Source organism: Paenibacillus sp. YYML68 (genome assembly GCF_027923405.1).
GTDB lineage: Bacteria > Bacillota > Bacilli > Paenibacillales > NBRC-103111 > Paenibacillus_G.
Map to the genome: position 1 here is coordinate 4784079 of NZ_BQYI01000001.1, position 26215 is coordinate 4810293.

The 26215-nt window shown below is 55.7% G+C and carries 24 protein-coding genes and 1 pseudogene; 6 read left to right on the forward strand and 19 right to left on the reverse strand.

Annotated elements, in window-relative coordinates:
• Positions 1-260 precede the first annotated feature (260 nt).
• A complete protein-coding gene (locus PAE68_RS21455) occupies positions 261-434 on the reverse strand; it encodes a hypothetical protein (protein ID WP_281890345.1) in 174 nt (57 codons plus the stop codon).
• Between the two features lie 157 nt (positions 435-591).
• On the opposite strand from PAE68_RS21455, the gene PAE68_RS21460 reads away from it, so the two are divergent.
• Positions 592-1545, forward strand: coding sequence for a phosphatase PAP2 family protein (locus tag PAE68_RS21460; protein WP_281890347.1), 954 nt, complete (start codon positions 592-594; stop codon positions 1543-1545).
• 11 nt (positions 1546-1556) lie between these two features.
• On the opposite strand, the pseudogene PAE68_RS21465 reads toward PAE68_RS21460, so the two are convergent.
• Positions 1557-3116, reverse strand: a pseudogene (locus PAE68_RS21465) (catalase); the annotation flags it as partial.
• Between the two features lie 153 nt (positions 3117-3269).
• Here PAE68_RS21465 and PAE68_RS21470 point away from each other — a divergent pair.
• Entirely contained in the window at positions 3270-3704 is a 435-nt protein-coding gene (locus PAE68_RS21470) for a Dps family protein (protein WP_281890351.1), read from the forward strand.
• A 207-nt stretch (positions 3705-3911) separates the two neighbouring features.
• Here PAE68_RS21470 and PAE68_RS21475 read toward each other — a convergent pair whose 3' ends face one another.
• The gene (locus PAE68_RS21475; RefSeq protein WP_281890353.1) at positions 3912-5225 is read right to left on the reverse strand and encodes an ATP-binding protein; all 1314 of its coding nucleotides are present in this window, start codon (positions 5223-5225) and stop codon (positions 3912-3914) included.
• Between the two features lie 212 nt (positions 5226-5437).
• Between PAE68_RS21475 and PAE68_RS21480 the strand changes: the two genes are divergently transcribed.
• Entirely contained in the window at positions 5438-6892 is a 1455-nt protein-coding gene (locus PAE68_RS21480; RefSeq protein ID WP_281890355.1) for a PAS domain S-box protein, read from the forward strand.
• Between the two features lie 37 nt (positions 6893-6929).
• Here the strand turns inward: PAE68_RS21480 and PAE68_RS21485 are convergent, their stop codons facing one another.
• The 11 genes from PAE68_RS21485 to PAE68_RS21535 form a co-directional block, all read right to left on the reverse strand.
• Positions 6930-9416, reverse strand: a complete 2487-nt coding sequence (locus PAE68_RS21485) for a S1C family serine protease (RefSeq protein ID WP_281890357.1) — start codon at positions 9414-9416, stop codon at positions 6930-6932.
• A gap of 263 nt (positions 9417-9679) precedes the next feature.
• Positions 9680-10210: a DUF2179 domain-containing protein gene (locus tag PAE68_RS21490; RefSeq protein ID WP_281890359.1), complete on the reverse strand. Its 531-nt coding sequence runs from the start codon at positions 10208-10210 to the stop codon at positions 9680-9682.
• A gap of 9 nt (positions 10211-10219) precedes the next feature.
• On the reverse strand, positions 10220-11122 hold the full coding sequence (gene thpD / locus PAE68_RS21495; RefSeq protein ID WP_281890361.1) for an ectoine hydroxylase: 903 nt from the start codon (positions 11120-11122) through the stop codon (positions 10220-10222).
• 42 nt (positions 11123-11164) lie between these two features.
• The gene (locus PAE68_RS21500) at positions 11165-11563 is read right to left on the reverse strand and encodes an ectoine synthase (protein WP_281890363.1); all 399 of its coding nucleotides are present in this window, start codon (positions 11561-11563) and stop codon (positions 11165-11167) included.
• A 2-nt stretch (positions 11564-11565) separates the two neighbouring features.
• Complete coding sequence (gene ectB / locus PAE68_RS21505; RefSeq protein WP_281890365.1) at positions 11566-12861, reverse strand: diaminobutyrate--2-oxoglutarate transaminase; 1296 nt, start codon at positions 12859-12861, stop codon at positions 11566-11568.
• Between the two features lie 118 nt (positions 12862-12979).
• Positions 12980-13510 carry a diaminobutyrate acetyltransferase gene (ectA, locus tag PAE68_RS21510; RefSeq protein ID WP_281890366.1) on the reverse strand — a complete coding sequence of 177 codons (531 nt, stop codon included), beginning with the start codon at positions 13508-13510 and terminating at the stop codon, positions 12980-12982.
• A 195-nt stretch (positions 13511-13705) separates the two neighbouring features.
• Positions 13706-14473, reverse strand: coding sequence for an ectoine/hydroxyectoine ABC transporter ATP-binding protein EhuA (gene ehuA, locus PAE68_RS21515; protein WP_281890367.1), 768 nt, complete (start codon positions 14471-14473; stop codon positions 13706-13708).
• 22 nt (positions 14474-14495) lie between these two features.
• Positions 14496-15203: an ectoine/hydroxyectoine ABC transporter permease subunit EhuD gene (gene ehuD / locus PAE68_RS21520; protein ID WP_281890369.1), complete on the reverse strand. Its 708-nt coding sequence runs from the start codon at positions 15201-15203 to the stop codon at positions 14496-14498.
• A gap of 3 nt (positions 15204-15206) precedes the next feature.
• Positions 15207-15860: an ectoine/hydroxyectoine ABC transporter permease subunit EhuC gene (gene ehuC / locus PAE68_RS21525; RefSeq protein WP_281890371.1), complete on the reverse strand. Its 654-nt coding sequence runs from the start codon at positions 15858-15860 to the stop codon at positions 15207-15209.
• Complete coding sequence (gene ehuB, locus PAE68_RS21530; RefSeq protein WP_281890373.1) at positions 15860-16774, reverse strand: ectoine/hydroxyectoine ABC transporter substrate-binding protein EhuB; 915 nt, start codon at positions 16772-16774, stop codon at positions 15860-15862. Before ehuB ends, ehuC begins: the two co-directional genes overlap by 1 nt.
• A gap of 302 nt (positions 16775-17076) precedes the next feature.
• Positions 17077-18042, reverse strand: a complete 966-nt coding sequence (locus tag PAE68_RS21535) for a helix-turn-helix transcriptional regulator (RefSeq protein ID WP_281890375.1) — start codon at positions 18040-18042, stop codon at positions 17077-17079.
• Positions 18043-18152: 110 nt separating this feature from the next.
• On the opposite strand from PAE68_RS21535, the gene PAE68_RS21540 reads away from it, so the two are divergent.
• Positions 18153-18824 carry a hypothetical protein gene (locus tag PAE68_RS21540; RefSeq protein ID WP_281890376.1) on the forward strand — a complete coding sequence of 224 codons (672 nt, stop codon included), beginning with the start codon at positions 18153-18155 and terminating at the stop codon, positions 18822-18824.
• 159 nt (positions 18825-18983) lie between these two features.
• Here PAE68_RS21540 and PAE68_RS21545 read toward each other — a convergent pair whose 3' ends face one another.
• Complete coding sequence (locus PAE68_RS21545; RefSeq protein ID WP_281890378.1) at positions 18984-19502, reverse strand: ferritin; 519 nt, start codon at positions 19500-19502, stop codon at positions 18984-18986.
• A 299-nt stretch (positions 19503-19801) separates the two neighbouring features.
• Here PAE68_RS21545 and PAE68_RS21550 point away from each other — a divergent pair, with 299 nt between their 5' ends.
• Positions 19802-20899: a GGDEF domain-containing protein gene (locus PAE68_RS21550; RefSeq protein WP_281890379.1), complete on the forward strand. Its 1098-nt coding sequence runs from the start codon at positions 19802-19804 to the stop codon at positions 20897-20899.
• Positions 20900-21006: 107 nt separating this feature from the next.
• Here the strand turns inward: PAE68_RS21550 and PAE68_RS21555 are convergent, their stop codons facing one another.
• Positions 21007-22095 (reverse strand): inorganic phosphate transporter, encoded by a 1089-nt coding sequence (locus PAE68_RS21555; protein WP_281890381.1) that lies wholly within the window; start codon positions 22093-22095, stop codon positions 21007-21009.
• A 257-nt stretch (positions 22096-22352) separates the two neighbouring features.
• Between PAE68_RS21555 and PAE68_RS21560 the strand changes: the two genes are divergently transcribed.
• Positions 22353-22442: a YjcZ family sporulation protein gene (locus PAE68_RS21560; RefSeq protein WP_281890382.1), complete on the forward strand. Its 90-nt coding sequence runs from the start codon at positions 22353-22355 to the stop codon at positions 22440-22442.
• A gap of 94 nt (positions 22443-22536) precedes the next feature.
• Here the strand turns inward: PAE68_RS21560 and PAE68_RS21565 are convergent, their stop codons facing one another.
• From PAE68_RS21565 to ureG, 3 genes are all read right to left on the reverse strand, one after another.
• Positions 22537-24123, reverse strand: a complete 1587-nt coding sequence (locus PAE68_RS21565) for a methyl-accepting chemotaxis protein (RefSeq protein WP_281890384.1) — start codon at positions 24121-24123, stop codon at positions 22537-22539.
• A 545-nt stretch (positions 24124-24668) separates the two neighbouring features.
• Positions 24669-25529 carry an urease accessory protein UreD gene (locus tag PAE68_RS21570; RefSeq protein ID WP_281891183.1) on the reverse strand — a complete coding sequence of 287 codons (861 nt, stop codon included), beginning with the start codon at positions 25527-25529 and terminating at the stop codon, positions 24669-24671.
• On the reverse strand, positions 25510-26172 hold the full coding sequence (gene ureG, locus PAE68_RS21575; protein ID WP_281890386.1) for an urease accessory protein UreG: 663 nt from the start codon (positions 26170-26172) through the stop codon (positions 25510-25512). The genes PAE68_RS21570 and ureG overlap by 20 nt, the downstream gene beginning before the upstream one ends.
• Positions 26173-26215: the final 43 nt, after the last annotated feature.

The window sequence follows — 26215 nt, forward strand, 5'->3', positions numbered from 1 at the left end:
CAGCTAACCTCCAGTTCGAACGATACATGTTCCTCCTATCGTAACGGAATGATGCGCGAGGCGCCAGTCGATGACCAACACAAGCCATAGCCCTATGCCAGCTGCCCGAAGCCTCAGCCTCATACGTGCTCACCTGCTGCATGGAGGTATCACCCACGCACTCGCCCAGCACGTGACACAGCACGCCCAGCTCATACCCACCTACGCCAAACAGACCTCCGCATGATCACGCAGAGGTCTGTCTCTTCATCGCCTATAGACTAGCTGTCCATAATCTCATCCAGCTGTGAATCGCGGCGGTTCGCCTCCGCCTGCACGCGGCGATCCGTCTCGCTCTGGCCCTGAATCTGTGCGGCTGCCTCTGCCTGACGGTTCAGCTGCTCCTCCGCTTGGCCGATGCCGTGTGCGCCTTGATGGTTTCTGCTTGAGGACATTCGTCTCACCTCCTGCCATATATACCGGGAACGCCCGCTTACTATGCGCCGTTTCCACAATCCGTATGCAGGTCAGGGGTTCCAGCCCGAATGCCGCTCGCTTATAATGAAAGCATATATGCACACTTCCACCATATCGAAATGAGGACTGCCTCTGATGAACAAGCCGTTCCCGCTTCGCCTCGCCATCCTGTTCACCGCAGTATGGGCCGGGCTCGCCGCCGTGTTCGCTGTAATCGACCTTCCGCTCGCCATCGCCGTCTACAATCCAGCCTCCGAATGGGGACTGTTCCTCCAGACGTACGGGGAGCATCCGACCGTATTCCTTGTGTGGCTGGCTGCACAGGTGCCGCTTAGCCTGTCGCGCTTCCTGACACCGCCGCTTCGACTCGCGAGCCGACTGCTACTGTACACCGTCTCCCTCGCAGCGGGCTATGCACTCGTGCTGATGACCGTCCAGCGCGCGATGCATGCTCATCTGTCCATCATAGGGGTGATACTTGTCCTGCTAGCCGTACTGACGCTCACTCTGCTCGTGCAAGCCGCCTTGACGCGTGTGCAGCCCGATCGCCTGAAGCAGCTTCACCGGGCCGCTTGGCTGACGCTGCTCCTCTTCGGCGCTGAGCTGGCGCTCGTTCACCTGCTGAAGCTCGGCTGGGGACGCATCCGCTTCCGCGATCTGCTGCCCGATCACTCGAACTTCACGAGCTGGTACGTGCCGATGGGACCGACAGGCGGCCGTTCATTCCCGTCCGCACATTCCTCGAACAGCTGGGCGCTGCTGACGCTGCCCGCAATGGTAGCTGCGCTCCACGCAAGCCTATCCTTCCGCTGGGCCGCTTGGATCTTCGCCATCGGCTGGGCGTCGCTCACCAGCCTCAGCCGCGTCGTCATCGGTGCTCACTTCGCCTCCGACGTCCTGTTCGGCGCCTGTATCACGATCACGCTGCTCGTCCTGCTGCAGCGCTGCCTGCCCCTGCATCGCGACCTTACGCCGACCAGCAAGCAGCGTTCCTCAGACGGACCACAGTCTGCGCACACCGCCGTATACGCAACAAGGCTAGAGACAACGGGGGGGAATCCCTCCGCTCCTCTAGCCTTCCGGCCTTAGTCCCTTCCCGATTAATACCCGTCCGTCTGTTGCCCGGACTTGCCCGCGATGTCTGCACCGTCACGGTTCGCCGACGAGCCGAGATGTCCCATGTCGGCCTTCGCCTCGACGAGCCCCTCAGACACACGGCGACCGTAGTCTGCATCGGCATTCGTCAAGTATTCAATCATCTTCTGTTGAATGTGCGGCTGGCATACCTTCAGCGCATCGACCAGATTCATAATGAGCTCGTCGCGCTCCCAAGCCTCGAGCTTGCGGTACGTATCACCCGCCTGTCCGAAGTCGTTCGTGCGGCTGAGCTTCTCCCGTACTAGCTTCGCGTTGTACATCGGCTCATGCGGCTTGCCGCCCGGAGCTGCCTCCTGCAAGCCTCCTAGCGAGGACGGCTCGTAGTTGACATGCGGGTTCTGACCTGGAGCGCGGTCCACCGTGAACTCCATCTGACCGCCGCGCTGATTCGTCGCGATGTGCGTCTTCGGCGCATTGATCGGCAGCTGCAGATAGTTCGTGCCGACGCGATAGCGCTGTGTATCCGAGTAGGAGAACGTCCGCCCCTGCAGCAGCTTGTCGTCGGAGAAGTCAAGGCCGTCCACCAACACGCCTGTACCGAATGCCACCTGCTCCACCTCGTTGAAGTAATCGGCCGGGTTGCGGTCGAGCACCATTTTACCGACGGGTAGGAACGGGAACTTCTCATGATCCCACAGCTTCGTCGGGTCGAGCGGGTCGAAGTCGAGCTCCGGATGCTCGTCATCGCTCATGATCTGTACACAGAGCTCCCACTCCGGATAGTCGCCGCGCTCGATCGACTCGTACAGATCCTGCGTTGCATGACTCGTGTTCTTCGCCTGAATCGCTTCAGCCTCCTGCTGCGTCAAGTTCTTAATGCCTTGCTTGATCGGCTCCCAGTGATACTTGACCAGCACCGCCTGACCGTCTGCATTGACCCACTTGTATGTATTGACGCCCGAGCCCTGCATCTGACGATAGTTGGCAGGAATGCCCCAGGGCGAGAACAGGAACGTCACCATATGCGTCGCCTCCGGCGTGTTCGACAGGAAGTCGAACATACGCTCTGGATTTTGCAGATTCGTCACCGGATCTGGCTTGAACGCATGCACCATGTCCGGGAACTTCAGCGGATCGCGGATGAAGAAGATCTTCAGATTGTTGCCGACCAGATCCCAGTTGCCGTCCTCGGTGTAGAACTTCGTCGCGAACCCGCGCGGGTCGCGGAACGTCTCGGGCGAATGACCGCCGTGTACGACCGTGGAGAAGCGAACGAATACCGGCGTGCGCTTGCCCGTCTCCTGGAACAGCTTCGCGCGCGTATACTTCGACACCGGCTCGCTGCCGACCTTGCCGTACGCCTCGAAGTAGCCGTGCGCCCCTGCGCCGCGTGCATGGACGACGCGCTCGGGAATGCGCTCACGGTCGAAGTGTGAAATTTTCTCAATATAATGATAATTCTCCAGCACAGACGGGCCCCGGTTGCCTACCGTGCGAATGTGCTGATTGTCCGAGATCGGGTGACCTTGCCGATTCGTTAAGGTCATCTCCTTCGTATCCTTCTCCATAGCTCGCTTCATCCCCCTTTAGCTTATCCTTAGTACGATTTACCAGTTGAGGAAAAAGTATTCGCATATGCACCCCTAATTTGTAATCCTCACACGAAACTATTAAAATGAAAGAGGGTTGCAAATTTTTTCCGTGAGGTGGTAACGATGAGTCCATTGCTGTCTGCACTTAACCAACAAATTGCAAACTGGTCCGTTCTGTACATCAAGCTGCACAATTACCACTGGTACGTGAAGGGCAATCAATTCTTTACTCTGCATGTCAAGTTCGAAGAGCTATATAATGAAGCCGCGCTTCATATCGACGAGCTAGCCGAGCGTATGCTGGCGCTTCGCGGTGAGCCTGTGGCAACGATGAAGGGCTGTCTGGAGCTTGCCTCCGTACAAGAGGCTGCTGGCGGCGAGGACGCGAACGGTATGGTCGCGAGCATCGTGAAGGACTTCGAGGTGCTTCTTGGCGAGCTGAAGGCCGGCATGGAGCTTGCAGACCAAGAGGGAGACGAGACGACTGGAGACATGTTCCTAGCGATCTACTCGTCCCTGGAGAAGCATACGTGGATGCTGTCCGCTTACCTCGGATAGCTTCATACGCGGTACAACGCCGAACAAGCTGATAAGTCGCCCGAACAGGTCGTCATAGCGATATAAGTTGAACAAGCCGCCGTCATCCCGAATCGGGAGACGGCGGCTTGCTCGTGTTGTATAGCTTGCGGAGTGCTTAGCTGCCTCGGCACGCCCCAGAGTAACAAGAAGCTCGTGAGCTGTCACGATCCCCTCGCCTTACGTATTCTAATGTAACGGCAACCGAACCGTGACCCGCGTCCCCGCTCCAAGCTCGCTCTGTACCTCGATGTCACCTTGATGATGCTCAACAAGCTGCTTGACCATGAACAGACCAATGCCTTGACCTCCACGCTGGTCGTTCGTCTTCTCATACTTCTGGAACAGTCTGACGAGTTGATCGTCCGACATGCCGCAGCCTTGGTCGATCGTCTCGAGTACAAGCTCCCCTCCTGCGCAATATGCCTTGAACTGAACCGTCCGGCCCTCGTCGCTATACTTGATCGCGTTGCTCAATATGTTCGAGATAATGAGCTTGAAGCCGGTCGCGTTGCTCATCAGCTTCTCCCAGCCTTGAAGCTGCACCTCGTGCAGCAGCTGAATATTTTGCGTACGCGCCTTAATCGACATGACCTCGATCACCTGCAGCACGAGCTCCTTCGGAAGCGTCAGCTTGCGCCTCCATAGCGCCTCTGTCGAGAGCATCTGCTCTGTGCTGATAATATGTGAAATCTCATTGTCGATCAGCTCCACATAGTCGCCGATCTGCTTCAGCCTCTCCTGGTCCTGCGGCTCGCTCACCTTGTTCATCAGCAGGCGGGAATACGCCTTAATGACAGTCAGCGGATTGCGCACCTCGTGAGAGACGACATGCACGAAGTCGAGCTTCTGCTTATAGAGGTCCATCTGCGATTCCAGCTCCGCTTGGGCCGACAGCTCCGGGAACAGGACGGAATGACTCAACGAGTGCTTATGCCGATACAGCGTAGAGAGCACCAGCGCATCGTCTGTCATTAAGTACGGATGCGTCTCCATACATGCCAGCTGGATCGAGGCTGACACATGGTTCGCATTGTAGCAGCATACGGTGATGAAGCCGAGCTCGCTGAGCGTAATATCGCACTTATCCTCATAGTGAGAGATCTTCTCAGCCATTCCCTCCTGATCCTGCCAGCCGACCTGTCCCCACATTCTCACTTCAATGCGCTTCTCCAGATACGGTGCAATGATGTCACCCAGATTGTTCAACACCCGTTCATATCGGAAGTCCTCGTATGTCTCATAAAATTCCACTTGATTAATATACCGAACATAGTGCGTGATCAGCTCAGGCTCTACCATCAATTCGAGCTTCTGTAGCATAATGGTGTACATGTCTATCGTCTCAATCACGATGATATAATGCTCTAATTCAATGCCCTTCACTATAAAATCAACCGCATGCTGAATATATTTGTCCACCTGCTTGAAAAAATACAAGACGTGTGAGCCATTCTGTACGTGCAGCTTGTTCGTCAAGGGGATGCTGGCCTGCAGAGCCATCGTTCGTCCTCCTCTGTCTTCATCTCATGATCCTCTAAATTATAGAGTAAATAAAGGAAAATTCAATTATTTTGTTCAGTTCTCCTTCCATACAACGTATCAACTCTGTGATCTCTCTCCAATTCTTCTATTATCTCGCAGTTATTTACTTGCTCATCCTGCTATTTATCAGCGATAATAGAAGGTAAAAAGAACTAGAGCAGGAGAACGGTATGGCTCCCATCGTCTACAACGAACTCGAATTGTACAGGAATGCATTCTTATATGACTCCGTAGGCAAGGCTATCGTCAATTACAACGGCGATTGGGTCAAGGTGAACGCTTCCTTCTGCCGTTTACTTGGATATTCGGAGAGGGAGCTTCAGGACACCAACTTCTACGAACTCTTCTTTAAGGAGCCGTCGGTAGGGCTCTTGAATGAAATATTCGAGAACGATAATGAATATATCGAGCTGGAGCTTCACTTTGAGCCAGTTACTGACAAGCCCATCTGGCTCATGATGGTCATTACACTGATCGGACTTGCCCATAAGCCGCATCACTTTATTGTGCAAATTATGGACATTACCGCGCGCAAAAGCTATGAACGTAAAATTCACCGCATGAATACCGAAATCAATCTTATCCTCGATTCGGTGAATGAAGGCATCTTCGGCTTCGATACGAATACAAGCTCGATATACTGGAACCAAGCAGCAGAGCGGATGACAGGCTTTCGCAAGGAGGAGATCTCATTCGATAGACTGCACGATCTCATTCACCATACGAATTGGGAAGGCGAGCACCTGGAGATGAAGGACTGTCCAATCTTCACGGCCATTCAGCAGGGCGATCGCCTCTACTTGCCTAACGAGCTATTCTGGCATAAGGACGGCTCCAGCTTCCCGGTAGAGGTTGCGGTCAATCCGATTATAGACAACGACGTGCACGTCGGGTCCGTCATTACGTTCACCGACATCTCCGAGCGTATGAAGTCGAAGGAGCTGCTCATTCGCTCTGAGAAGCTCTCCATTGCTGGTCAGCTCGCCGCAGGCATCGCACACGAAATCCGCAATCCGCTTACTTCCCTTAAAGGCTTCATCCGCTTAATCCAAAGCTCGGATTCGCCCTCCAAGCAACGCTTCTACTTAAATATTATGGACGAGGAGCTTCACCGCATCGAGCATATATTAAGTGAGCTGCTCATGCTGGCGAAGCCGCAATCTACCTGCTTCAGCTTCTCTGATCTGTCAGAGACGATTCAACAGGTCGTCTCCTTGCTTCAGCCGCAGGCGCTGCTCAAAAATATGGAGCTGATCTATTGCCCCCAGGCAGCTCGAAGCGAAATTTATTGCGACCCGAACCAGATCAAGCAAGTCATCATTAACTTGATCAAAAATGCGATGGAAGCATCGGCAGAGGATACAACGATTCGCATCACGCTATGCTCGGACGATACAAGCGTGTACGTCTCTGTTCAGGACGAAGGTCCTGGGATGACCCAAGAGCTGATGGACAAGCTGGGCGAGCCGTTCGTGACGACGAAGGAACGGGGTACTGGTCTTGGTCTCATGGTTAGCTACTCCATTATCCGCAACCACCAAGGCACCATAGACGTGTCCAGCACTGTCGGCGAAGGAACGACCTTCACCATATCGCTTCCGTTCGAGCAAGTAACCCAAGATTAAGAAGCCTCCGACCCGCAGGTCAGAGGCATGCTCATGATCATGATTTGTCTGTAAACGTCATCGATGCCAACGCGTCCTGAAGCTGCTTCCACCGCTCCTCCGTCCGGACCGCATCGTTAATCTCGATCGTTACACTATACACGACACCGTTCTTCTCGAACACATAATCGTTCTGGGTATATGGAACATTGCGGCTCTTGTAGTGGGTGACGAGCTTCGTCACCTTCGTACCGAACAGCTGCTCCTCGGTCTTCGTATATTTGTATTCCGCATCTGCTTCCGCGTTCTTCTTGTAGCTCTTCTCTACGCTGTTGATCTCCTCTTGCAGTCCGATCTGATCATCAGCCGCAATCGTCAGACTGCCGCCCTCGAAGCTGAACAGCTTCATGTACGTGTCGGTGTCATCATCCTCGTAATCGAACCACGCCTCCGGCGTCTTGATCGCGTATCGATACTTCGTATTGGTATAGGTCAGCGTACGGTTGGCATCGAGCAGATCGTCCTCGTCTTGAATATAACCAAGCGATCGGTTGTACGCCTCCTTCGGGAATCGGATCGAATCCCGAAGCTCGCCCAGCGCCTGATCCACCTCTTGCTCATCGGCATCCTCGGAGTAAGTAAGCGCGAGCTCATACTTGTACTTATCCTTCAAGATGTATAGCGTATGTACGTGCTGCCACTTGTCGCCCATCGAGTACGAATACCGGTTCTCAAGCGCGCTGCTATCCGCAATCTCACTCTTGACGATCCCCTTCACCTTGCGGTAAGCAGGAGCATACGTATCGGTGAACTGCTTCTGCTCACGCTCCGCCCACGCCTGCAGCGTGTCGCCGGACGCAGCGGACGTAATGCGAACAGTCAGCGACTGCTCGCCATCCTCGCTCTCGTAGGACAGCTCCTCGCCCCACTTATCCTCCGTCCACTGGTCGGGAGCGTCGAAGACTAGACCGTACTCCGTCTCCACCGTCTTACGGCTCTGATAGACCGAGATGTCCTTCAGCTGCTTGTTGTCTGCATCGTGCTCCATCACGAAGGAATCGAGCAGGTCGTTATAGCTGTTCAGCTTGAAGCTGTTCTGGTACAGATCCTCGCTCAGCACTGCAAGCGTGACGAAGTACAGCTTATCCCCCTTCTGATACAAGCGGGTCTGGTAATATTCCTCCCCATGGCCGCCCTGACCGACGAGCTTGGCATACGTGGCAGGCTGCCCGTTCACGACCTGCTTCTCCAGCACCGTACTCACATAGCTCGAATCCGTCAATCGACGCAGCAGTCCTAGAGGCGACATGTTCGGCGTCTGCTTCTCCTGCACCTCAATCTTAATCGCGAATTCACCCTTGGCATCGGCGAACGCGACCTTGTTGCCCTGCTCATCCTGAGCGACCTTAATGAGACCCGCAGGATACTTCATCGACCAGCCGTAATAGCTGTCCCCAATCTGGGTCTTGCCTTGATCGTCATCGATATAGGAGCCGTCCTCGGCCTGTGCCAGCGACGTCACGCCGGACTCATCCTCGCCGAGCACGAGCTCGACCGTCTTCTGCGCGCCGCCGGATTGCAGCGTCAGCTTCACCCGCTGCTCAGGCAAAAACTTCTTCAGCGCCTCGTTATACTGCACCAGCGTCGTCGTCGGCTGGGAGTCGATCGACAGCAGCACATCCCCTTGCTTCACGCCCGCAAGCGCAGCCGGTGATTCCGGTTCTACGTACGTCACCTCGAGACCCTTCGCGCTCGGAATGCCGACGACCGCCTCCCAGCTCTCTCCGAGCTCGGTGCCGATGTACGGACGCTTCACCTTGCCATACTTGAAGAAGTGGTCCAACACATGCTGCACCGTATCGACCGGAATCGCGAAGCCGAGACTGTCGACGCCGAACTCGACGAACTTCAGCGTATTGATACCGATCACTTCCCCGCTCATATTGACGAGCGCACCGCCGCTGTTGCCGGGATTAATCGCTGCATCGGTCTGAATGAGCTGATACTTGGACTGGACCGAGCGCTCCATACCGCTGACAATGCCGTACGTGACCGAGTTGCGGAGCGTGAACGACAGCGGTGTGCCGATCGCCATAACCGGCTCCCCTACCTTGATGTCCGACGCCTTCGCGAACGTCGCCGCGGCAAGCCCCGTCGCTTCAATCTTCACCAGAGCAAGGTCGCTCTCCTCATCGTAGTGCGTCGTCTTGCCGGAGTACGACTTCCCGTCCGACGTCACGACCGTAATATTATTCATATCCTTCACGACATGCGCATTGGTCAAAATGTACCCCTCACTCCGCACGATAACACCCGTGCCATGAGCAAGATTATATCGACTCGCCTCCCACAGCTTCACGTTGCCCGACGGCTTGCCGATAATCGCGACGACCGACGACGTCGTCTTGGCGACAACGTCAGGTATGACCCGGCGCTGCTCCTCCGCGCTCGCCGCATATACAGCCGGTACCGATAAGGTGGACGCGAGCAGTACGATTGCTGTTGCCTGAGCCGCCTTCTTGCTGATCCTGTTTAACATCTTCATCTGGTATTCTCCTGTCTCCTGTCACGAATCTTGTGGTCCATTGATTTCCATGTCCACTAGAATCTATCACACGGAGAGCGATTCTAGCAATATGTAATATACACTCAACGAAAAATAAATAAACCCTTAACACGGGCAGCCGACGCACTTGAAGGCGTAGACTGCCAGTTAAGGGGTGTTTCTTCATTATATATATGTGATCATACGCAGCTGCAGGCTGCCAGTTACAGCTAATGCCTACTGCCTACAGGCAAATACTGCTGCTATCGCCTCGACCCTCCGGTCAGCTTCACCCAGAAGCCGCCCTTGAAGTACTTCGGCTCATGCGAAAGGACGAACGCCTTCGGAGACAGCTGCTTCAGCTCCTCGAGAAGCCGTTTCTCGTTGCTCCGCTTCACGAGCACCTGCATCACGAGCCGCTTGCCGTCCCGGCCATCAGCAGGCCACGACGTCACGCCGTATCCTTGCTTGCGCAGCTGAATCGGCAGCTCCAGCTCGAGCGAGTCGACGATGACCTGGACGACCGAGTAGCCGAGCGCGAGATATTCCTCGATGCGGCTGCCGAGATAGACACCGAGGCCGAAGCCGAGGCAATAAGCCGCCATATTGAGCGGCTCGCTCATGTTCTGCAGGACGAGATTGAGGCCCATCAGGTAGATGAATACCTCGACCATCGCGAGCATGGAGGCAAGCGCCGTACGTCCCTTGATCATCAAGATGAGCCTCAGTGTGAAGGTAGAGACGTAGGCCATATTAATCGCGATAATCGAGCCGATCAATGTCCAGGCAGTCATCTGCCGGTCCTAGCTGCGGGTCGCAATATATTCCGGTCTTGGCTTCTGACCCGAATACGGCGCCTGGAGCTTGTTCGCCATACTATTGAACACCATGAATACATTGCTGCGCGGCATCGGTGTAATGTTGCTGTTCGAGCCATGCATAATGTTGCAGTCGAACAGGACGATCGAGCCGGCGCGGCCGACCGGCGTATCGATGCCGCCTTGGCGCACAAGCTCCGTCAGGCTGTCCGGGTCCGGCACGCCATACTCCTGCTTGCGCAGCGAGCTCTTGTAATGGTCGTCCGGCGTCTGGCCGACGCATGTGACGAATGTACGGTGCGAGCCTGGCACGACCATGAGTGGACCGTTGAACGCATAGTTGTCCTCGAGCGCGATCGAGCAGCTGAGCGCGCGCATCCGAGGCATACCATCCTCGACGTGCCACGTCTCGAAGTCGGAGTGCCAGTAGAACTCCTTCCCCTTGAAGCCGGGCTTGAAGTTAATGCGGGACTGATGAATGTACGTCTGTCCGCCGAGCAAGTAGTTGACAATGCTCGTCAGCTCGGGATGCTGCGACAGCTTCTCGAAGATCGGACTCAGCTTGTGCACCGCGAAGATCGAACGAACGTCCGTGCCACCCGGCTCGCGAACAATCTCCTCGTCCTCCGCATCACGAGCCGAAGCCCACATCCGCTTCAGCTCGCCCTTCAGCACCTCGACCTCAGCTTCGTTGAAGAAGTCTTCGAGGAACAAGTACCCGTTCTTCTCATAGAAGTCCGAATGCTCCTTCGTCAGCGGGCTGTCCGGCGTCCAGGTTGAATAGACGACCGGGTCCTTGCGCTCGATAAATTCCGGCTGCGCTGCTACCCGGGACGGGTATACGTCTTGCACCCCTTGCACCTCGGATGTTACTTTCACATTGCTCATGAATCATCTCTCCCTTCCATTATATAAAGCCGTAGAGCTTACTTACTTCTGGGCCGCTTCCGTCTCCAGCAGCGGGTACGTGCCTTCCTCGTCATGAACCTCCCGCCCAACGAGGGGCGGGTTGAAGACACAGATCATGCGCATCTGCTTCGTGGCGCGCAAGTAATGCTTCTCATGGCCATCGAGCGCATACAGCGTACCCGCCTGAATCGGGTACGTCTTGCCGCCGATGACCTCGATTTCGCCTTCGCCTTCGATGCAGTACACCGCTTCGAGATGGTTTTTGTACCAGATCATCGTCTCGGTGCCTTCCTTAATAATCGTATCGTGCATAGAGAAGCCCATGCCGTCCTTATGCAGCAGCAGTCTGCGGGAATTCCATGTCTGCGTATCAATATCGTCCTGTGAGCCTACAAGCTCATGCAATTGCTTCACAATCATGCTTATTGCTCCTTTCCTGCTGTAAGTGCCAGCTCCTTCATGCTCTCAGTCAGAATGCTGAGCCCCTTCTCCAGTACATCGAATTCAATCGTCAGCGGTGGCATCAGCTTCGCCACCTCACTGCGCGGGCCGCTCGTCTCCATAATGAGCCCCTTCGCGAACGCAAGACTGCACAGCTTGTCAGCCAGCTCCGGCTTGTCGAAGGCGATGCCCTGAATGAAGCCCTTGCCCTTCAGTCGACCCTTCAGCTCGGGATGCTGCTTCACCAGACGCTCCAGCGTGACGCGGATGAGCTCTGCCTTGCGCTTAATCTCCTGCTCAAGCTGTTCGTTCTCCCAGTAGTGAAGCGCCTCTGCTGCCGCGATGAACGCGAGGTTGTTGCCGCGGAACGTACCGTTGTGCTCGCCCGGCGCCCATGTGTCGAACTCCGGCTTAATGAGCGTTATCGCCATCGGCAGTCCGAGGCCACCGATCGACTTGGACAGGCAGACGATATCCGGCGCGAGGCCCGCCTCGTCGAAGCTGAAGAATGTGCCCGTACGGCCGCAGCCCATCTGAATATCGTCGACGATGAGCAGAATGCCACGCTTGCGACACAGACTCTCGACCTTGCGCAGCCATTCCTTGCTCGCTACGTTCAGACCGCCCTCGCCCTGCACCGTCTCGAGAATGATCGCCGCCGGCAGATCGACACCGCTGCCCGGATCGTCGAGCAGCTTCTCGATGTAGGCGGTCGTATCGACGCCTTCACCGAAGTAGCCGTCATACGGCATGAAGACCGACTGGCTCAGCGGCACGCCTGCCCCCATCCGCTTGAACGAGTTACCCGTTATCGACAGACTGCCGAGCGTCATGCCGTGGAACGCATTCGTGAAGCAGAGAATACCTGTTCGTCCGGTTACCTTGCGTGCGATCTTCATCGCGCTCTCCACCGCATTCGTCCCGGTCGGTCCGGGGAACATGACTTTATAAGACAAGCCTCTCGGCTTGAGTATGGTCTCCTGGAAGCGCAGCAGGAAGCTCTCCTTCGCCGCTGTCGCCATATCGAGACTGTGCGTCACGCCGTCGGCCAGCATATAGTCGACGACCTTGCCGCGCAAGCGGTCATTGTTATGTCCATAGTTCAGCGCACCGGCGCCAGCGAAGAAGTCAATGAACTCCCGACCGCTGACGTCCCAGATCTTCGCATTTTTCGCCTTGGCAAATACGGTCTCAAAGCTGCGGCAATAGCTGCGCACCTCGGATTCCAGCTTCTCAAACACCTGCAACGACGGTTTATCTTGCACGAGCGTTTTCAATATACTTCTCCTCCTTGGTGTTGACGGCTCTCACCGCCTGTAATCGTTGTTCTACTTCATTCGTCAAGTCATGCTATATCTCGAGCTCGCTCACACGCGAGCCTTCCTGCACCCAAATCTATACGTGTGCCGCTCTAGCCGGGAACGGCCCGACACGCAGCAATAGCTCATCCTCATGCGCCTTGCCTCCCGGAGCTGCCGGGAAGATCGACGCGCTGTAGCCCTGCGTCAGGCGGCAATCCGCCTCACGCGCTCTGCCGAACTTCGAGAACAGGCTTCGGGACGCGACATTGTCAGGTCCAACCGTCGCCTCGATATATTTCACCTTGCGGCACGCCTCGCGCTGCCACACCTCCTGCAGCAGTCGTTGGCCGAGGCCCTTGCGCCGCTGCGAGCTGTCTACCGCGATCTGCCAGACGAACAGCGTATCGGGCTTACTCGGATGAATGAATGCGGAGACGAAGCCGACGATGCGGCCGCCTGCCTCCGCCACTGCACACGTTTGACGGAATACGTCACAGAGCATGATGTAAGCATACGACGAGTTCAAGTCGAGCGTACCCGACCGACGTACCAGCTCCCACACGTCCGCTCCGTCTTCCTTCACGGGCGGCCTGAGTCTTACGAGGATCTCTTCCTTCGTCTTCATGCTGCTCCTCCTTTATCTCAAACCAGCGTTAGCTGATGCACAGTTGTATTTGTTCTTACGGTTACGTTCTATGATGCTGAACCTCTGTGCCTTGGCATTACTGTACCCCTCAGCTTCGCACCACTGTGCGTCTGTACCTCTATACCTCAGCACCTATACCTCCGTACCGCTCTCCGCGCCACTGGACCTTGGGCGCTACGAGCGGAACCGCTTCAGGAACGACTGCAGCCGCTCGCTCTGCGGATTGCCGAAGATGTCCTCTGGCGGTCCCTGCTCCACGATGCTGCCTTCTGCGCTGAAGATGACGCGATCCGCGACATCCCGCGCGAAGTCCATCTCATGCGTAATGAGCAGCATCGCCATGTCGCCCTGCTCGGCGATCTCCTTAATGACGGCGAGCACCTCGCCGACAAGCTCCGGATCAAGCGCCGACGTCACCTCGTCGAACACCATCACCTGCGGACGCATGACGAGCGCTCTCGCTATAGCCACACGCTGCTTCTGTCCACCAGATAGCTGGGACGGATACGCGTCGAGCTTCTCGCCGAGGCCGACCTTCTCAAGCATCGCCACCGCCTGCTCACGGGCCTCGTCCTTGGACAAGCCCAGCACAAGCCGGGGCGCCTCGGTCACGTTGCGCAGCACGCTCATGTGCGGGAACAGGTTGAAGTGCTGGAACACCATGCCGATGCTCCCGCGCATCCGGTGCAGATGCTTCTCATCGGCAGGGACGAGCTTGCCGTTCCTCGGCATGTGCCACAGATGCTCGCCGTTCACCTCAATCGTACCGCTGGTCGGCTGCTCGAGCGTCATCAGAAGACGACCAATCGTCGTCTTGCCTGAGCCGCTCGGCCCGATCAGCGCCACCTTTTCCCCCGGGGCAATCGTCAGATCCAGCTCGGACAGCACCTCTAGCTCCCCGAACCGCTTCGTCACCTTGCTGTACTTCACAATCGGCTCCATGCTTCCTCCTCCTTACGATCTATCAGCCGCTAATCGTCCCGCGCATGCGGCGTGCTGGCTTCTCCTTGCGCACCTTCGGCGTGAAGCTCATACGCTTCTCCAATGAGCGCACGAGCAGGGAGGCCGGATAGCTGATCAAGAGGAACAGCACCCCGACGATCGTATAAGGCTCGAATACCCGGTACGATTCGGACACGATATTTTTGGCTGTTAGCAGCATCTCCACGAGTGTAATCGCGGATAGAATCGGCGTCTCCTTGAACATCGTGATCAAGTAATTACCCATGACCGGAATGATCGGCGGCACCGCCTGAGGCAATATAACACGTGTCCATGTCTGAATTTTCGAAAAATTAAGCGCCGACGACGCCTCCCACTGCCCCTTCGGCACCGCCTCAATACCTGAACGGTACACCTCGGACAAGTACGTGCCGTAATGCAGCCCAAGGCCGAACACGCCAATCGCGAACGCCGAGAATGTGAGGCCGGTCAGCACCGGCAGCGTGTAATACAAGAAGAACACTTGAATCAGCAGCGGCGTATTGCGTATGAACTCCACGACCGCCCGGGTCGTCCAGGCGATCGGCCGCCAGCTCGATCGGCCCAGCAGCGCCAGCACCAGCCCGATGACACACGCCGCCGCGAAGCCGGCGAGCGTCGCCGCGACCGTCATCTGGAGTGCCTCCAGCAGCTGCGGCATAATTTCCCATACGTAGCTCCAGCTCCACATGAATTAAGCCCTCCCCGCTGTCATCTTACGCTCGAGCGCACGCATCCCGAAGGAGATCGCCGTCGCAAGGACAAAGTACATGACGAGGAGCATCAGTAAGATTTCCGGTGTGAATGAAACGTAGTTATTACGCAGCACCATCGCCTGGTACGTTAAGTCAGTCAATGTGATGAAATAAACGAGCGACGTCGACTTCAGCAGCTCGATCATCAGGTTGCCAAGAGGCGGAATCATCCGTGTGAACGCCTGCGGCAAAATGATTCGCACCATCCGCTGCATCGGTGATAGGTTCAGCGCCACCGACGCCTCCCATTGCCCCTTCGGTATCGCCTGAATCGTGCTGCGCACAATCTCGGAGCCGTACGCGCCGTAGTTCAGTCCGACGGCCAGCACAGCCGCCGCCAGCTTCGGCAGCTCAACACCGAGGAACGGCAGCGCATAATAGAGCCAGAACAGCTGGACGAGCAGCGAGCTGCCCCGGAACACCTCGACATACACCCCGGTCGCTCCCCGTACCAGCCGGTACGGGGACAGTCTGGCGAGACCCGCCAGCAGTGACACGACGAGCGTGACGACCGAGGCGAGCGCGGCGACGAGCACCGTCACCTGAAGGCCTTCACCGAAGAGCGGTATGAAGTCAAGCCACGATGTCGGCATTAGCCCTTACACAGAGCTTCGGCTGTCGCATCGCCCGGAAGCTCCTGCTCCGTAAATCCGAATTGCTGAAGAATCTTCAGCAGCTCGCCCGATTCCTTCAGCTTCTTCAGCTCAGCGTTGAACGCCTGCTGGAACGCTTCGTCCTCGAGGCGGAACGCCGTCGCGCCGTAGCCGCGCACACTCTTGCCATCGATGACCGGCTGGGTGAAGTCCATGACCCGCTCGATCTTATCATCCTTGGCCGATTCCAGCATTGCCTGCAGCGACGGACCGGTCATCGTCATCGCAGCCGCCCGTCCGGCCTGCAGCGCGCTCAGTGCGGACGCCTGATCCGGCACTAGCAGTATGCGATCCTTCGGAACGCCCGACTTCTCCAGATAGCCGATCTCGACCGCGCCGGTCATAACAGCAACCTTGGCATCCTTGTTCTTGGCGATATCCTCGTAGCTGTGCAGGTTAAGCGGATTGCCCTTCTGCACCGCGATCCCCTCACCGATGCTGTATTCCGGGTCTGCGAAGCGTACCGCCGCGCAGCGCTTCGGATTAATGAACATGCCCGCGGTAATGAGATCGAAGCGCTTCGCCTGCAAGCCGCCGATCAGGGAGCCGAACTCGGTCAACTCGCCCTTCATCTCGTTAATGCCGAGATTTTTCAAGACGACCCGTGCAATTTCCACCGCTTCTCCCGTCAATTGACCGTCGGACGTTTTGTAAGCGTACGGCTTCTCGTTGGCAAAGCCTACTGTGACGTAGCCTTGCTCCTTGGCCTTCGCCAGCGTCCCTTCCGCAGATGCCGATGCAGACTTCTGTCCGCCGTTCTCTGCCCCGCTGCCGCTTGTGACCTCCTCAACTTGACCGCAACCGACGACTGATGTGAATAGCGATAGAAACAGCACCATCGCGAATTTTCTCACGTGCTCCCACAACCTTTCCACTTTTTAGCTAATATGACTCGAACACTAATAATGCTAACACGAAAAAGGCCGAACCGTCATTGCGGCTCAGCTCGGTTAATCCCAGTTAATCCCACCTCTCTTGGGCTGAGGGGAGATTACCCGAGGCATTCTCCTTATTCCTCCCGTATCGTGCCAGATCCTTACCGATTCGTAGGTTTACCCTCAAGTGATATTATGGTATTGGCTTCTGGGTAGATAATATTAAATTACGTTTGTCTTTTCTCCATACCATTACTGTAATTCGTCAGTTATCTGAATAATCATTCATATTGTCGCAGCAGCTGATGAAGCTCCGAGCGCAGCTGCTCGCGAACGGAAGCAGGGGCAAGCACGTGCGCATCCGTCCCGAGCGAGAGCATGTACCGGACGACCCATGGACGGTATGAGGCTGGCATAGAGGCGCGAATCGTGCCGCGACCGTCCTTATGTACGTGCATGGCACGGGCGAGCCATAGGTCGGTCTCGCAGCGCTTCACGCCTGCAGACGTCAGCTCCACGACCAGCTCCTCAGCTTGAGACTCCCCTGCAGCATCAGCTGCTGTCTCCTCCGGCAAGATCCAGCTGTCGATCCTCGTATCGCTGAGGTCCATGCTGGCGCTCTGATCCGACTCAACGGTCAGCGCACCTACCCGATCCGCGCGGAATACCCGATAATCGCGGGCGGTCCAGCAGTACGCATGGAAGTACCACAGCCCGTTCATCGTATACAGCCCGATCGGCTGAACGGTGCGCTCCTTGCGGCTAGAGCTCGAAGCATAGTCGATCCGAATGAGCTGCTGTGCAAGCGCGGCCTCCAGCAGCTGCTCTAGGTACGGCACCTCAAGCTGGTGCGGCGGCACCCAGAACACGAGCCGCTGCTTCATGCGGCTTATTCGCTGTCTCATCTCACTGGACACGTACTGCATGAACTTCGTCAGCGCCATATCGACCTCGTTGCGGAACGGCAGCCAGCGGTAATTGCGTAACGACTGACACGCGAAGAAGAGCGCGAGCGCCTCGTTCTCCGTGAAGCTGATCGGTGGGAGCACCTTCTCACGGAGCACCCGGTAGCCGCCGCCTGCTCCGACCTCGGAGTAGAGCGGTACGCCCAGCTCGCCGAGCTCCATCAGGTCGCGGATCATCGTTCGTCGCGATACGCCGCATTCGTCTGCGAGCTCCTGGATCGTGAATCGCTGCCGTTCATTGACCAGCATGATGAGCTGGATGAGCCTTTGCGCCTTATGCATAACGACTCGACCTCCTGTTTACTGAACAGTGTATCGGATAAATGTGCCAGTAGTTGTCACTATTCGTATCGTATGCTAGATCTGTAAGCCAACACAAGGAGGAATATTCTATGAATCAACAGCAAGCGATTGAATTCGTCACGTTCCAGCTGCAACCATCCACGGAGCGCGAGTCGTTCCTGCAGGCTGCCCACCGCTCCCAGCAAGCAGTCCAGCACTACGCAGGCTACGAGAGCCGTACCTTGCTGCATGTCGAAGAAAGCGGAGAATGGCTCGATCTAGTCGGGTGGTCCAGCCTAGAAGCCGCCCAGCAGGCTGCCGCCGCATTCGGCAATGACCCTGCCGCCAGCGATCTCATCGCCGCGCTCGACGGACCTACCGTCAACATGAACCACTATATGCGACTGACGGAGCTGGAGGCGCTCGGGCTCGGAACGAGCAGCCAGGGAGAAGGAAGAGTAGAGGGAGCCTGCGTCGAGGTCGTGCGCTTCAAGCTGAAGGATGGGGCGAATCGAGCCGATTACGAGCAGGTCATTGTCGACATGACAGCCGAACTCCAGACGTCGCCGGGCTTCATCGCCCGCGAGGTCGGGTACAACGACACGACCGGTGAGTGGCTGGAGGTCATTCATTATACGAGCCGAGAAGCGGCCAATGCGTTGTTCGAGAAGCTGCAGCATAGCTCCTGCATGGCTCGTGGGATGGCGCTCATTGACGAGGCGACGCTCACGATGCAATTCGCCGCGCCGGTATCGCTAGAGCAAGCTGGGCAGCTCAGCTAAGCGGTCTATGAACTAGCATATTCAAGCATACAGCTCGATCTCCGGAACTAAATAAAGAGGACGGCTCCCCTTGACGCATTCTGTGCGTCTTGGGGAAGCCGTCCTCTTATCGTGTTCGAGCCTGCCATGCTCAGCTTCCGTCGATGCGCGATTGCCTGCTTACGCCTCGCCGCCAGCCGGCTCCGGCGTGAACGTGCGCTTCGCGAGCTCCGCATCGAGCATGTAGAACGCATTGCTATCCTTGTCAATGCGGCGCAGCTTCTGGATGATGCTGTCGAAGGTTGCTTCCTCCTCGACCTGCTCGTCGATGAACCACTTCAAGAAGTTCATCGTCGCATGCTCGCGCTCATCCCAAGCGAGGTCCGACAGCTCGTAGATCCGCTTCGTGACGGACTGCTCATGCTGGTACGCATGCTCGAACGCATCCAGCATCGACTCGTAGTTATTTTGCGGATCGCCCATACCCGTTACATGCGCCCGCTTACCTAGCGTGTTAATGAAGTGGAAGATCTTCATCGCGTGGAACTTCTCCTCTTCCGCCTGAACGATGAAGAAGTTAGCGAAGCCGTCGAAGCTCTCTGAGGAGCAATAACCAGCCATCGCCAAGTACACCTGGGAGGAGAAAAACTCATAGTTCATCTGTTCATTCAGCTTAGCAAGCAATTGTTCGCTCAGCATGCACTCACGCCCCTTGTATCGATTAGTCGCATATAATGAATATCCTCGAACGAGCCGTTAGCCAGCATCATTCGACGACATGTGCGCCAGTTATGGTGCTGCAGCTGCAAGCTGCGGCACTCAATCTTTGCTTCATTTTACCATGCGCTATCGTGAACCTCAACCGCTCGATATTCGCCAGATGACGATTCCCCTTACTCGATTGTCCAGTTATTTACCAAAGGATTGTGGGATGGAGCTGTCGAATATATACACTTCACGAAGTTGTGCGCAGCTGCATCAGGAAGGGGCACTTCTCCATGAAATACGCAAGCTCATCACTCTCAAATTCGGAGACATGGTCCAGAAAAATTGTAGCCTTACTATGGATCGCCCTGCTCATACTGTTAATCTGCCAATGGACGCTCTATTTCATACTTAACTACAGCTATGCCGACTTCGATGGACCGAGGTTTCTCATTTGGTATACCGCCGCTCCCGACGTCTTTCTCGTGCTCGCTATGGGTGTAATCGAGTTCATTCGACGCAAGTTCCCTGCAAGAACGGAGCTCGCCATTATTGTCATCGCTCACGTCGTGCTGATGGCGCTTGTCGCCCTGATCAGCGAGCGGCTCATCGTTCGATCCGTGCTGCTCATCCTGCCTATACTTGTAACGATGCTGTTCATGAAGCGGCAATATTTAGTCCTATCAGCTAGCATCTGCTTCCTATATATGATGGGACTTTACATGCTGACACCGCGGGTCGAGTTCTTCTCTATTACGACACAGGTCATCATCATGGGAACGTTCGCGGCCGTCGTGCTGACAGGCTTCGGCATGTATATGCGCGGCCGTGAGCTCGTCGAATCGCTGGAGAAGGCGATGAAGTCGGAGCAGGAGCTGCTCATTCGAAATATTATGATGGACCGTATGTCCAAGATTGATCCATTGACAGAGCTATACAATCACAAGACGTTTCATGAATATATCGAAAAATTCGTCGACCAACAAGCATCCTCTCCCTTCACCTTTCAGCTTGCTGTTCTGGACATCGACAATTTCAAGAAGGTCAACGATACGTACGGACACTCGGTTGGCGATATCGCACTGAAGCAGGTCGCCAGCTGCATCAGGCAGCATATCGGGAACGACGACTTCGCAGCGCGCTACGGCGGAGAGGAGTTCGTCATCCTGCTTACGGCTACCCATGCCGAGCACGCGCTCGAGAAGCTGGAGCTGATCCGCGAGAGCGTCGCCACCTCACCCGTTGCCGAGATGGATCACTTGCCGGTCACCGTCAGCGTCGGACTGCACCAGTTCGAGCCGGGCGATACGAAGAATTCGATATTCCACATTGCCGACAGTGCGCTCTACGAGGCGAAGCGGACAGGCAAGAACAAGACCATCGTGAGATAACGACACGAGATAAGCACCACGCCATCAAGTACGCTCGCTCGTGCAAAAAGAAGGATGCAGCCCCGTTGGGCGTGCATCCTTCTCTATTTTCAACCCTATTAACCGTATTAGATACCGCCACCATCCTCAATGGTCGTCCGCTTCTCCTCTTGAATCATCTGGTACAGGCTGCGCACGCCGAGCGTGGCAATCAGCAAAGCGGCCAGCACGACGATGGTATAGGGCGACGGCTCGAAGAACAGCTTAACGAGTGTGTAAGAAACGACGAGCGACAGCACAGGGGATACGATCCACACCTTCATAATCTTAGAGATGATCCCCTTCTGCCATAGTCGGAAGCCATGCTCGGCCGTGCCGATCCCCAGAATCGCGGTCGTAGTCACCTGAGTGAGCGGAACCGGAAGACCGAATATGGAGGCGACGATGACGAGCGCTCCGCCCGTGAACGATATAGTCGCTCCTTGCAGCAACGACATATTCGTAATCTTCTTCCCATTCGTCTCCAGCACTCGTCCGCCTAGAAATATGGCGCCCAGCGCCACGAACAGTCCGCCCCACAGCACGCCGCTGTCCGTCGACATAATGCCAGCACCTACGAGCGGCCCTACCGCATTGGCTACATTGTTCATCCCCGCCGAGAACGCTTCGATGAAGCCGGCAATAATTACAAGCGCAGTCAGCACGATGTGCAGCCTCCCGCTCCCTGTTCCCTTCCAGCGCGCATCGCGGCGCTCCAGCCAGCGGATGAAATATCCGGCTGACCAGGAGATCGCGAAGGCAACGAGTGGAACGATGACCCAGAACGAGACGATGACCGCCACGTTCTTCACGAACAGCTTCTCGTACGCCACCCCGACGCCGACGACGGCCCCGACTGTCACCTCGCTCGTCGATAGTGGGATGCCGAGCAGATTCGCACCGAACAGCGTCAGCGTCGCCGACAGCAAGATGATGATGACCAGATGTACGGTAAGTAAATTAGAAGGAATGATGCCCGAGCCGAGCGTCTTCACGACCTCGCCTCCGCCAAGATAAGCGCCAAGGAACACCCCGATCGCGACGAGCACGAGCGCAGTCCGCTTCTGCTTCACCGCTCCGCTCCCGTACGCAACACCCATCGCTGCAGCCGCGCCGCTCGCTCCGATATTCATGGCAAAAAACAATCCGATGGCCACAGCCACATAGGTGATCCACATTGCTTACCACACCTCTTTCTTCCTCCTGAATGGGCTTTAAGTCTTTATCCGACTAAATCCGTATGATTAATTATAATTCAACATTGTATAGGCGGTCTGCGATTCCGTCAATAGTCATTCTAGCGCAAGCTGCATGCCTATTTTGCACCAGCAACGGTCAGCTACCCAATCCGATCTGCTCTTCATCTAATATGTTGAATAAGGAAGCCGTAATCTTATCCCGCTTCCGAAAATTAAACGACGGAGGTTGATTGTACATGTCTTGTGCAGGCGCATGGACTTCGACAGCTACCATTCTCGTTTTGTTCATCCTTCTGGTCATTATCACACGTACGATCTGCTTGTAGTCGCAAGCGGAGCCTAACAAACAAACGAGCTCCTGCTTCACTTGTGGAAGCAGGAGCTCCTTGTATGGACATACGTAGACTCGTTCAGCTTGAGCTACAGCTTAAAGACAGCAATGGAATGATTAAGCTCATCCGCCAGCTGTGCCAGCGATTGACTCGTTGCCGCCGTCTCCTCGGATGCAGCCGCAGACTCCTCACTCGATGCTGCGATCATTTCCACGGAGCCCATCACCTCGGCGGCCTGAGCAGCCTCCTCCTCACAGGCAGCCGCGATATCAATCACGCGCTTGGAGGAATCATTCACCATCTGAATAATGTTCTGCAGCGCCTCACCGGTCTGACCGGACTTGTTGACGCTCTCCAGCACGGCCGTCACGCTGCCTTGCGTATTGTGCTGCATCACTTTAATAATGGAGCTAATCTGCTTGGTCGCTTCGCTGCTGCGCTCAGCCAGCTTGCGCACCTCATCCGCCACGACTGCGAAGCCTCTCCCTTGATCACCAGCCCGCGCCGCTTCGATCGCTGCGTTCAAGGCTAGCAAGTTCGTCTGGTCGGCAATGCCATCGATCACCTTAATAATATCTCCAATCTTCAGCGAGTCCTCCTGAAGCTTCGACATCGAGGCATTCACTTCCCTCATGCTCAGCATCGACGATTGAACGACCTTGTCTCCCTCCGTTGCCGTCTTGACCGTCTGACCTGAGAGCTCTGCCGCCTGCTCGGCACTTCGAGCGACCGATTGGATGACGATATTCAGCTCCTTGAACAGTTGGGTGATCGCCTGAGCCGATTGCGACTGAGTCGTGCTGCTCGAGGCGATTTCCTGCGTGCTGGCTGAGATTTGCTCGGAGGCGGCCGCGACACTTTGTGAAGAATGCTGAACGCCACCAATCAGCTGACGCAAATTATCGATCATCACATTAAGCGAGCAGGCCACTTGACCCACCTCGTCCTTCGTTGCAATATCCGACTTCTCCCGCAGGTCGCCCTGTGAGATCTTCGTCACCAGCGTCACGATCGACCCGAGCGGACGAGAGATGGTTCGAGATATCACCAAGCCCAGCACGATACAGATGAGGAATGTAACAACAATAACTGCAATCGTCCATTGACGTGCGCTTTCGTAATCTTCTGCAGCCTGCTTGTTCATCTCTTGAGCCAGCTTCACGTTCAATTCGATCAATCGATTCAAGCTATCTACTACCTTGCCGCCTGTCACATATAATTCAGTATCTTTAAACGTATTAAACTCGGTCTCGCTCTCCATCGAGGCTAGCGTGACCGCTTTATCGAGCGACTTCAAGTATGCAGCGAACACATCATCGAATACTTTAATCTCATCCTTCTCCGCCTGCGTCAGCGGAGTATTGCGGTACGAATTCAGCTCTTCCGTTATTTTCTTGGTTAGCGCTTCAAGCTCGGATTCACGCTTACGGTTACCATCCTTCGAGTCCGTCATGCTCAGGTCCCGGATGTTCACTCTCATTTCCTGATAATAGATGAGAGCCTGAGACAGATTTTGTACCGAGATCAAGTTGTTGCTGTACAGATGATTGATGTTCCGGTTCATCATTCCGAGATTTGACATGCCTTGCATACCGACACAAGCGAGGATCACAGCAACCATAATAAAAGAGGAAATCAGCTTAATTGCTACCTTTACATTCATGAACCATCTCATTGTTCGTCACCCTTATCCTCGTAGTGTACTCACTTGACCGCAATGCTCTTAACCTGCATAGTAGCGCGGGCGACTAATTACCCAGCTTCATATATGAACCTCCCATGGTTGATATGACCACAACTAACATTATTCGATTGTTTTCGATTATTTACGACAAATTGTACCACGTTATTCCTAGTATTAAAACGATTAATTCACTAAATTTTTCTTGATTTATATGTAAAGTCATTTTAGATGAATGATCTGTCAACCGAACTGCATAAATATTCACGAAGAAGGGCAGATCTTCAAACCCGAACGGAGCTGCACGCGGAGATACGCTGGCGAGTGGAGGAACGATTCACAGCGGCTTTCCATTATGCGGCGGTCGGCATGGCGCTCGTGAGTGTGAATGGCACGATCCAGCGGATGAGTGAGGGACGACGAAGGTTGTCCAATGTATTTTATTATTCAAATGCAGGATGTGAAGCACAATGAAGCGGCCTCCGTCCCATGTAGGGAAAGACGGAGGCCGCTTCTTCCTGTTCCTTCATTATAATAGCCTACTTCGCCAGCTTGAGCGGCGCCTTGCCGAACAGCTCCTGACGAAGCCAGTGCCACGCCGACGTCAGCACAGGCTCCACATCGAGCACGCGCATGCCAAGCACGCTAACAATAACTCCGTGCTTATAAGTATGGCTGACGCCCCAATATACACCGGACGTATCGCCGTACTGCTCAGCGAGCCACTCACGCAGCAGGGTGGACAGCTGACCGTCCGCCTTATCGGAGAACAATAACAGCGTACCCTGATGCGTATAACGGTCCCAGCTACCGATTCGCTGCGGCGCTCTAAGACCCGGTCTGACCAGCTGCCGGGCGCTGTAGATCAGCTCCCCGTCGTACGTCACATCCATCGCATTGCGATACGTGTCATACTGGAACAGCTCTCCCCGCTGATGCCTTCCCGGGCAGACGATCTCGCTCCAGAACAGATGCGACCCCGCAGCCATCGTCACCTCTGTCTCGCCCAGCAATACTGCATCCTTATAGAGCATAAGCGGCTCCGGCATATACTCGACGTACGCGCCCGTCTCCAGCACGAGCGAGACGCATTGCGCACTCGGATAGAGCGGGGCCTCCGGCGACGTGCGGGCCGGATGCACCTTCGTATACGACTGGTTCGTCACGAGCACGCTCGTCTGCTCGCCGAACGACCAGCTCAGCTCGTATCGATCTCCCGCCAAGACACCTGGCGAAGCATCCATCATGTATACGGCAAGCTGCTCGTCTTGACCAAGACGGAACGGCTTCGCCAGCTTGAGCGGGTACGACTGGTGATGCGTGCGCAGCTGTGTAACGCCGTCCTTCGCTGTGAATTGCGCAGCCAGATGACCGGTCAGCTTAAGAGCGGGCGCTCTCATGCTCAATCCAATCGATGATCGTATCTAGCCCTTGACCGCTGAACAGGTTGGTGAAAATATATGGTCGATCGCCGCGCATCCGCTTCGTATCGTCCTCCATCACCTGAAGGCTTGCGCCGACGTGCGGTGCAAGGTCGATTTTGTTAATGACGAGCATGTCAGAGCGCATAATGCCCGGTCCGCCCTTGCGCGGAATCTTCTCCCCTTGGGCCACGTCGATAATGTAGATGAACCGATCAACCAGCTCCGGACTGAACGCCGCTGCCAGGTTGTCGCCGCCACTCTCAATGAAGATGATGTCGAGGTTGGTGAACCTCCGCTCCAGCTCCTCGATCGCCTCGAAGTTCATCGAGGCATCCTCGCGAATCGCCGTATGCGGACAGCCGCCCGTCTCGACCCCAATAATGCGCTCTGCGGGAAGCGCCTCCGAGCGGATCAAGATGTTCGCATCTTCCTTCGTATAAATATCGTTCGTAATGACCGCCACGCTGTACCGTCCGTTCAACCTTCGCGCCAGCCGCTCAACGAGAGCCGTCTTGCCGGAGCCGACCGGACCTCCGATTCCGAACCGGATCGGCCGCTTCAAGCTCGCCACCTCGGTCTGTTCCCATTCATGATGATGATGCGCGCCACCTTGACACATATCTATTCCTCCTCTGTAATATATAGCCGCCGACCTCGGCGTG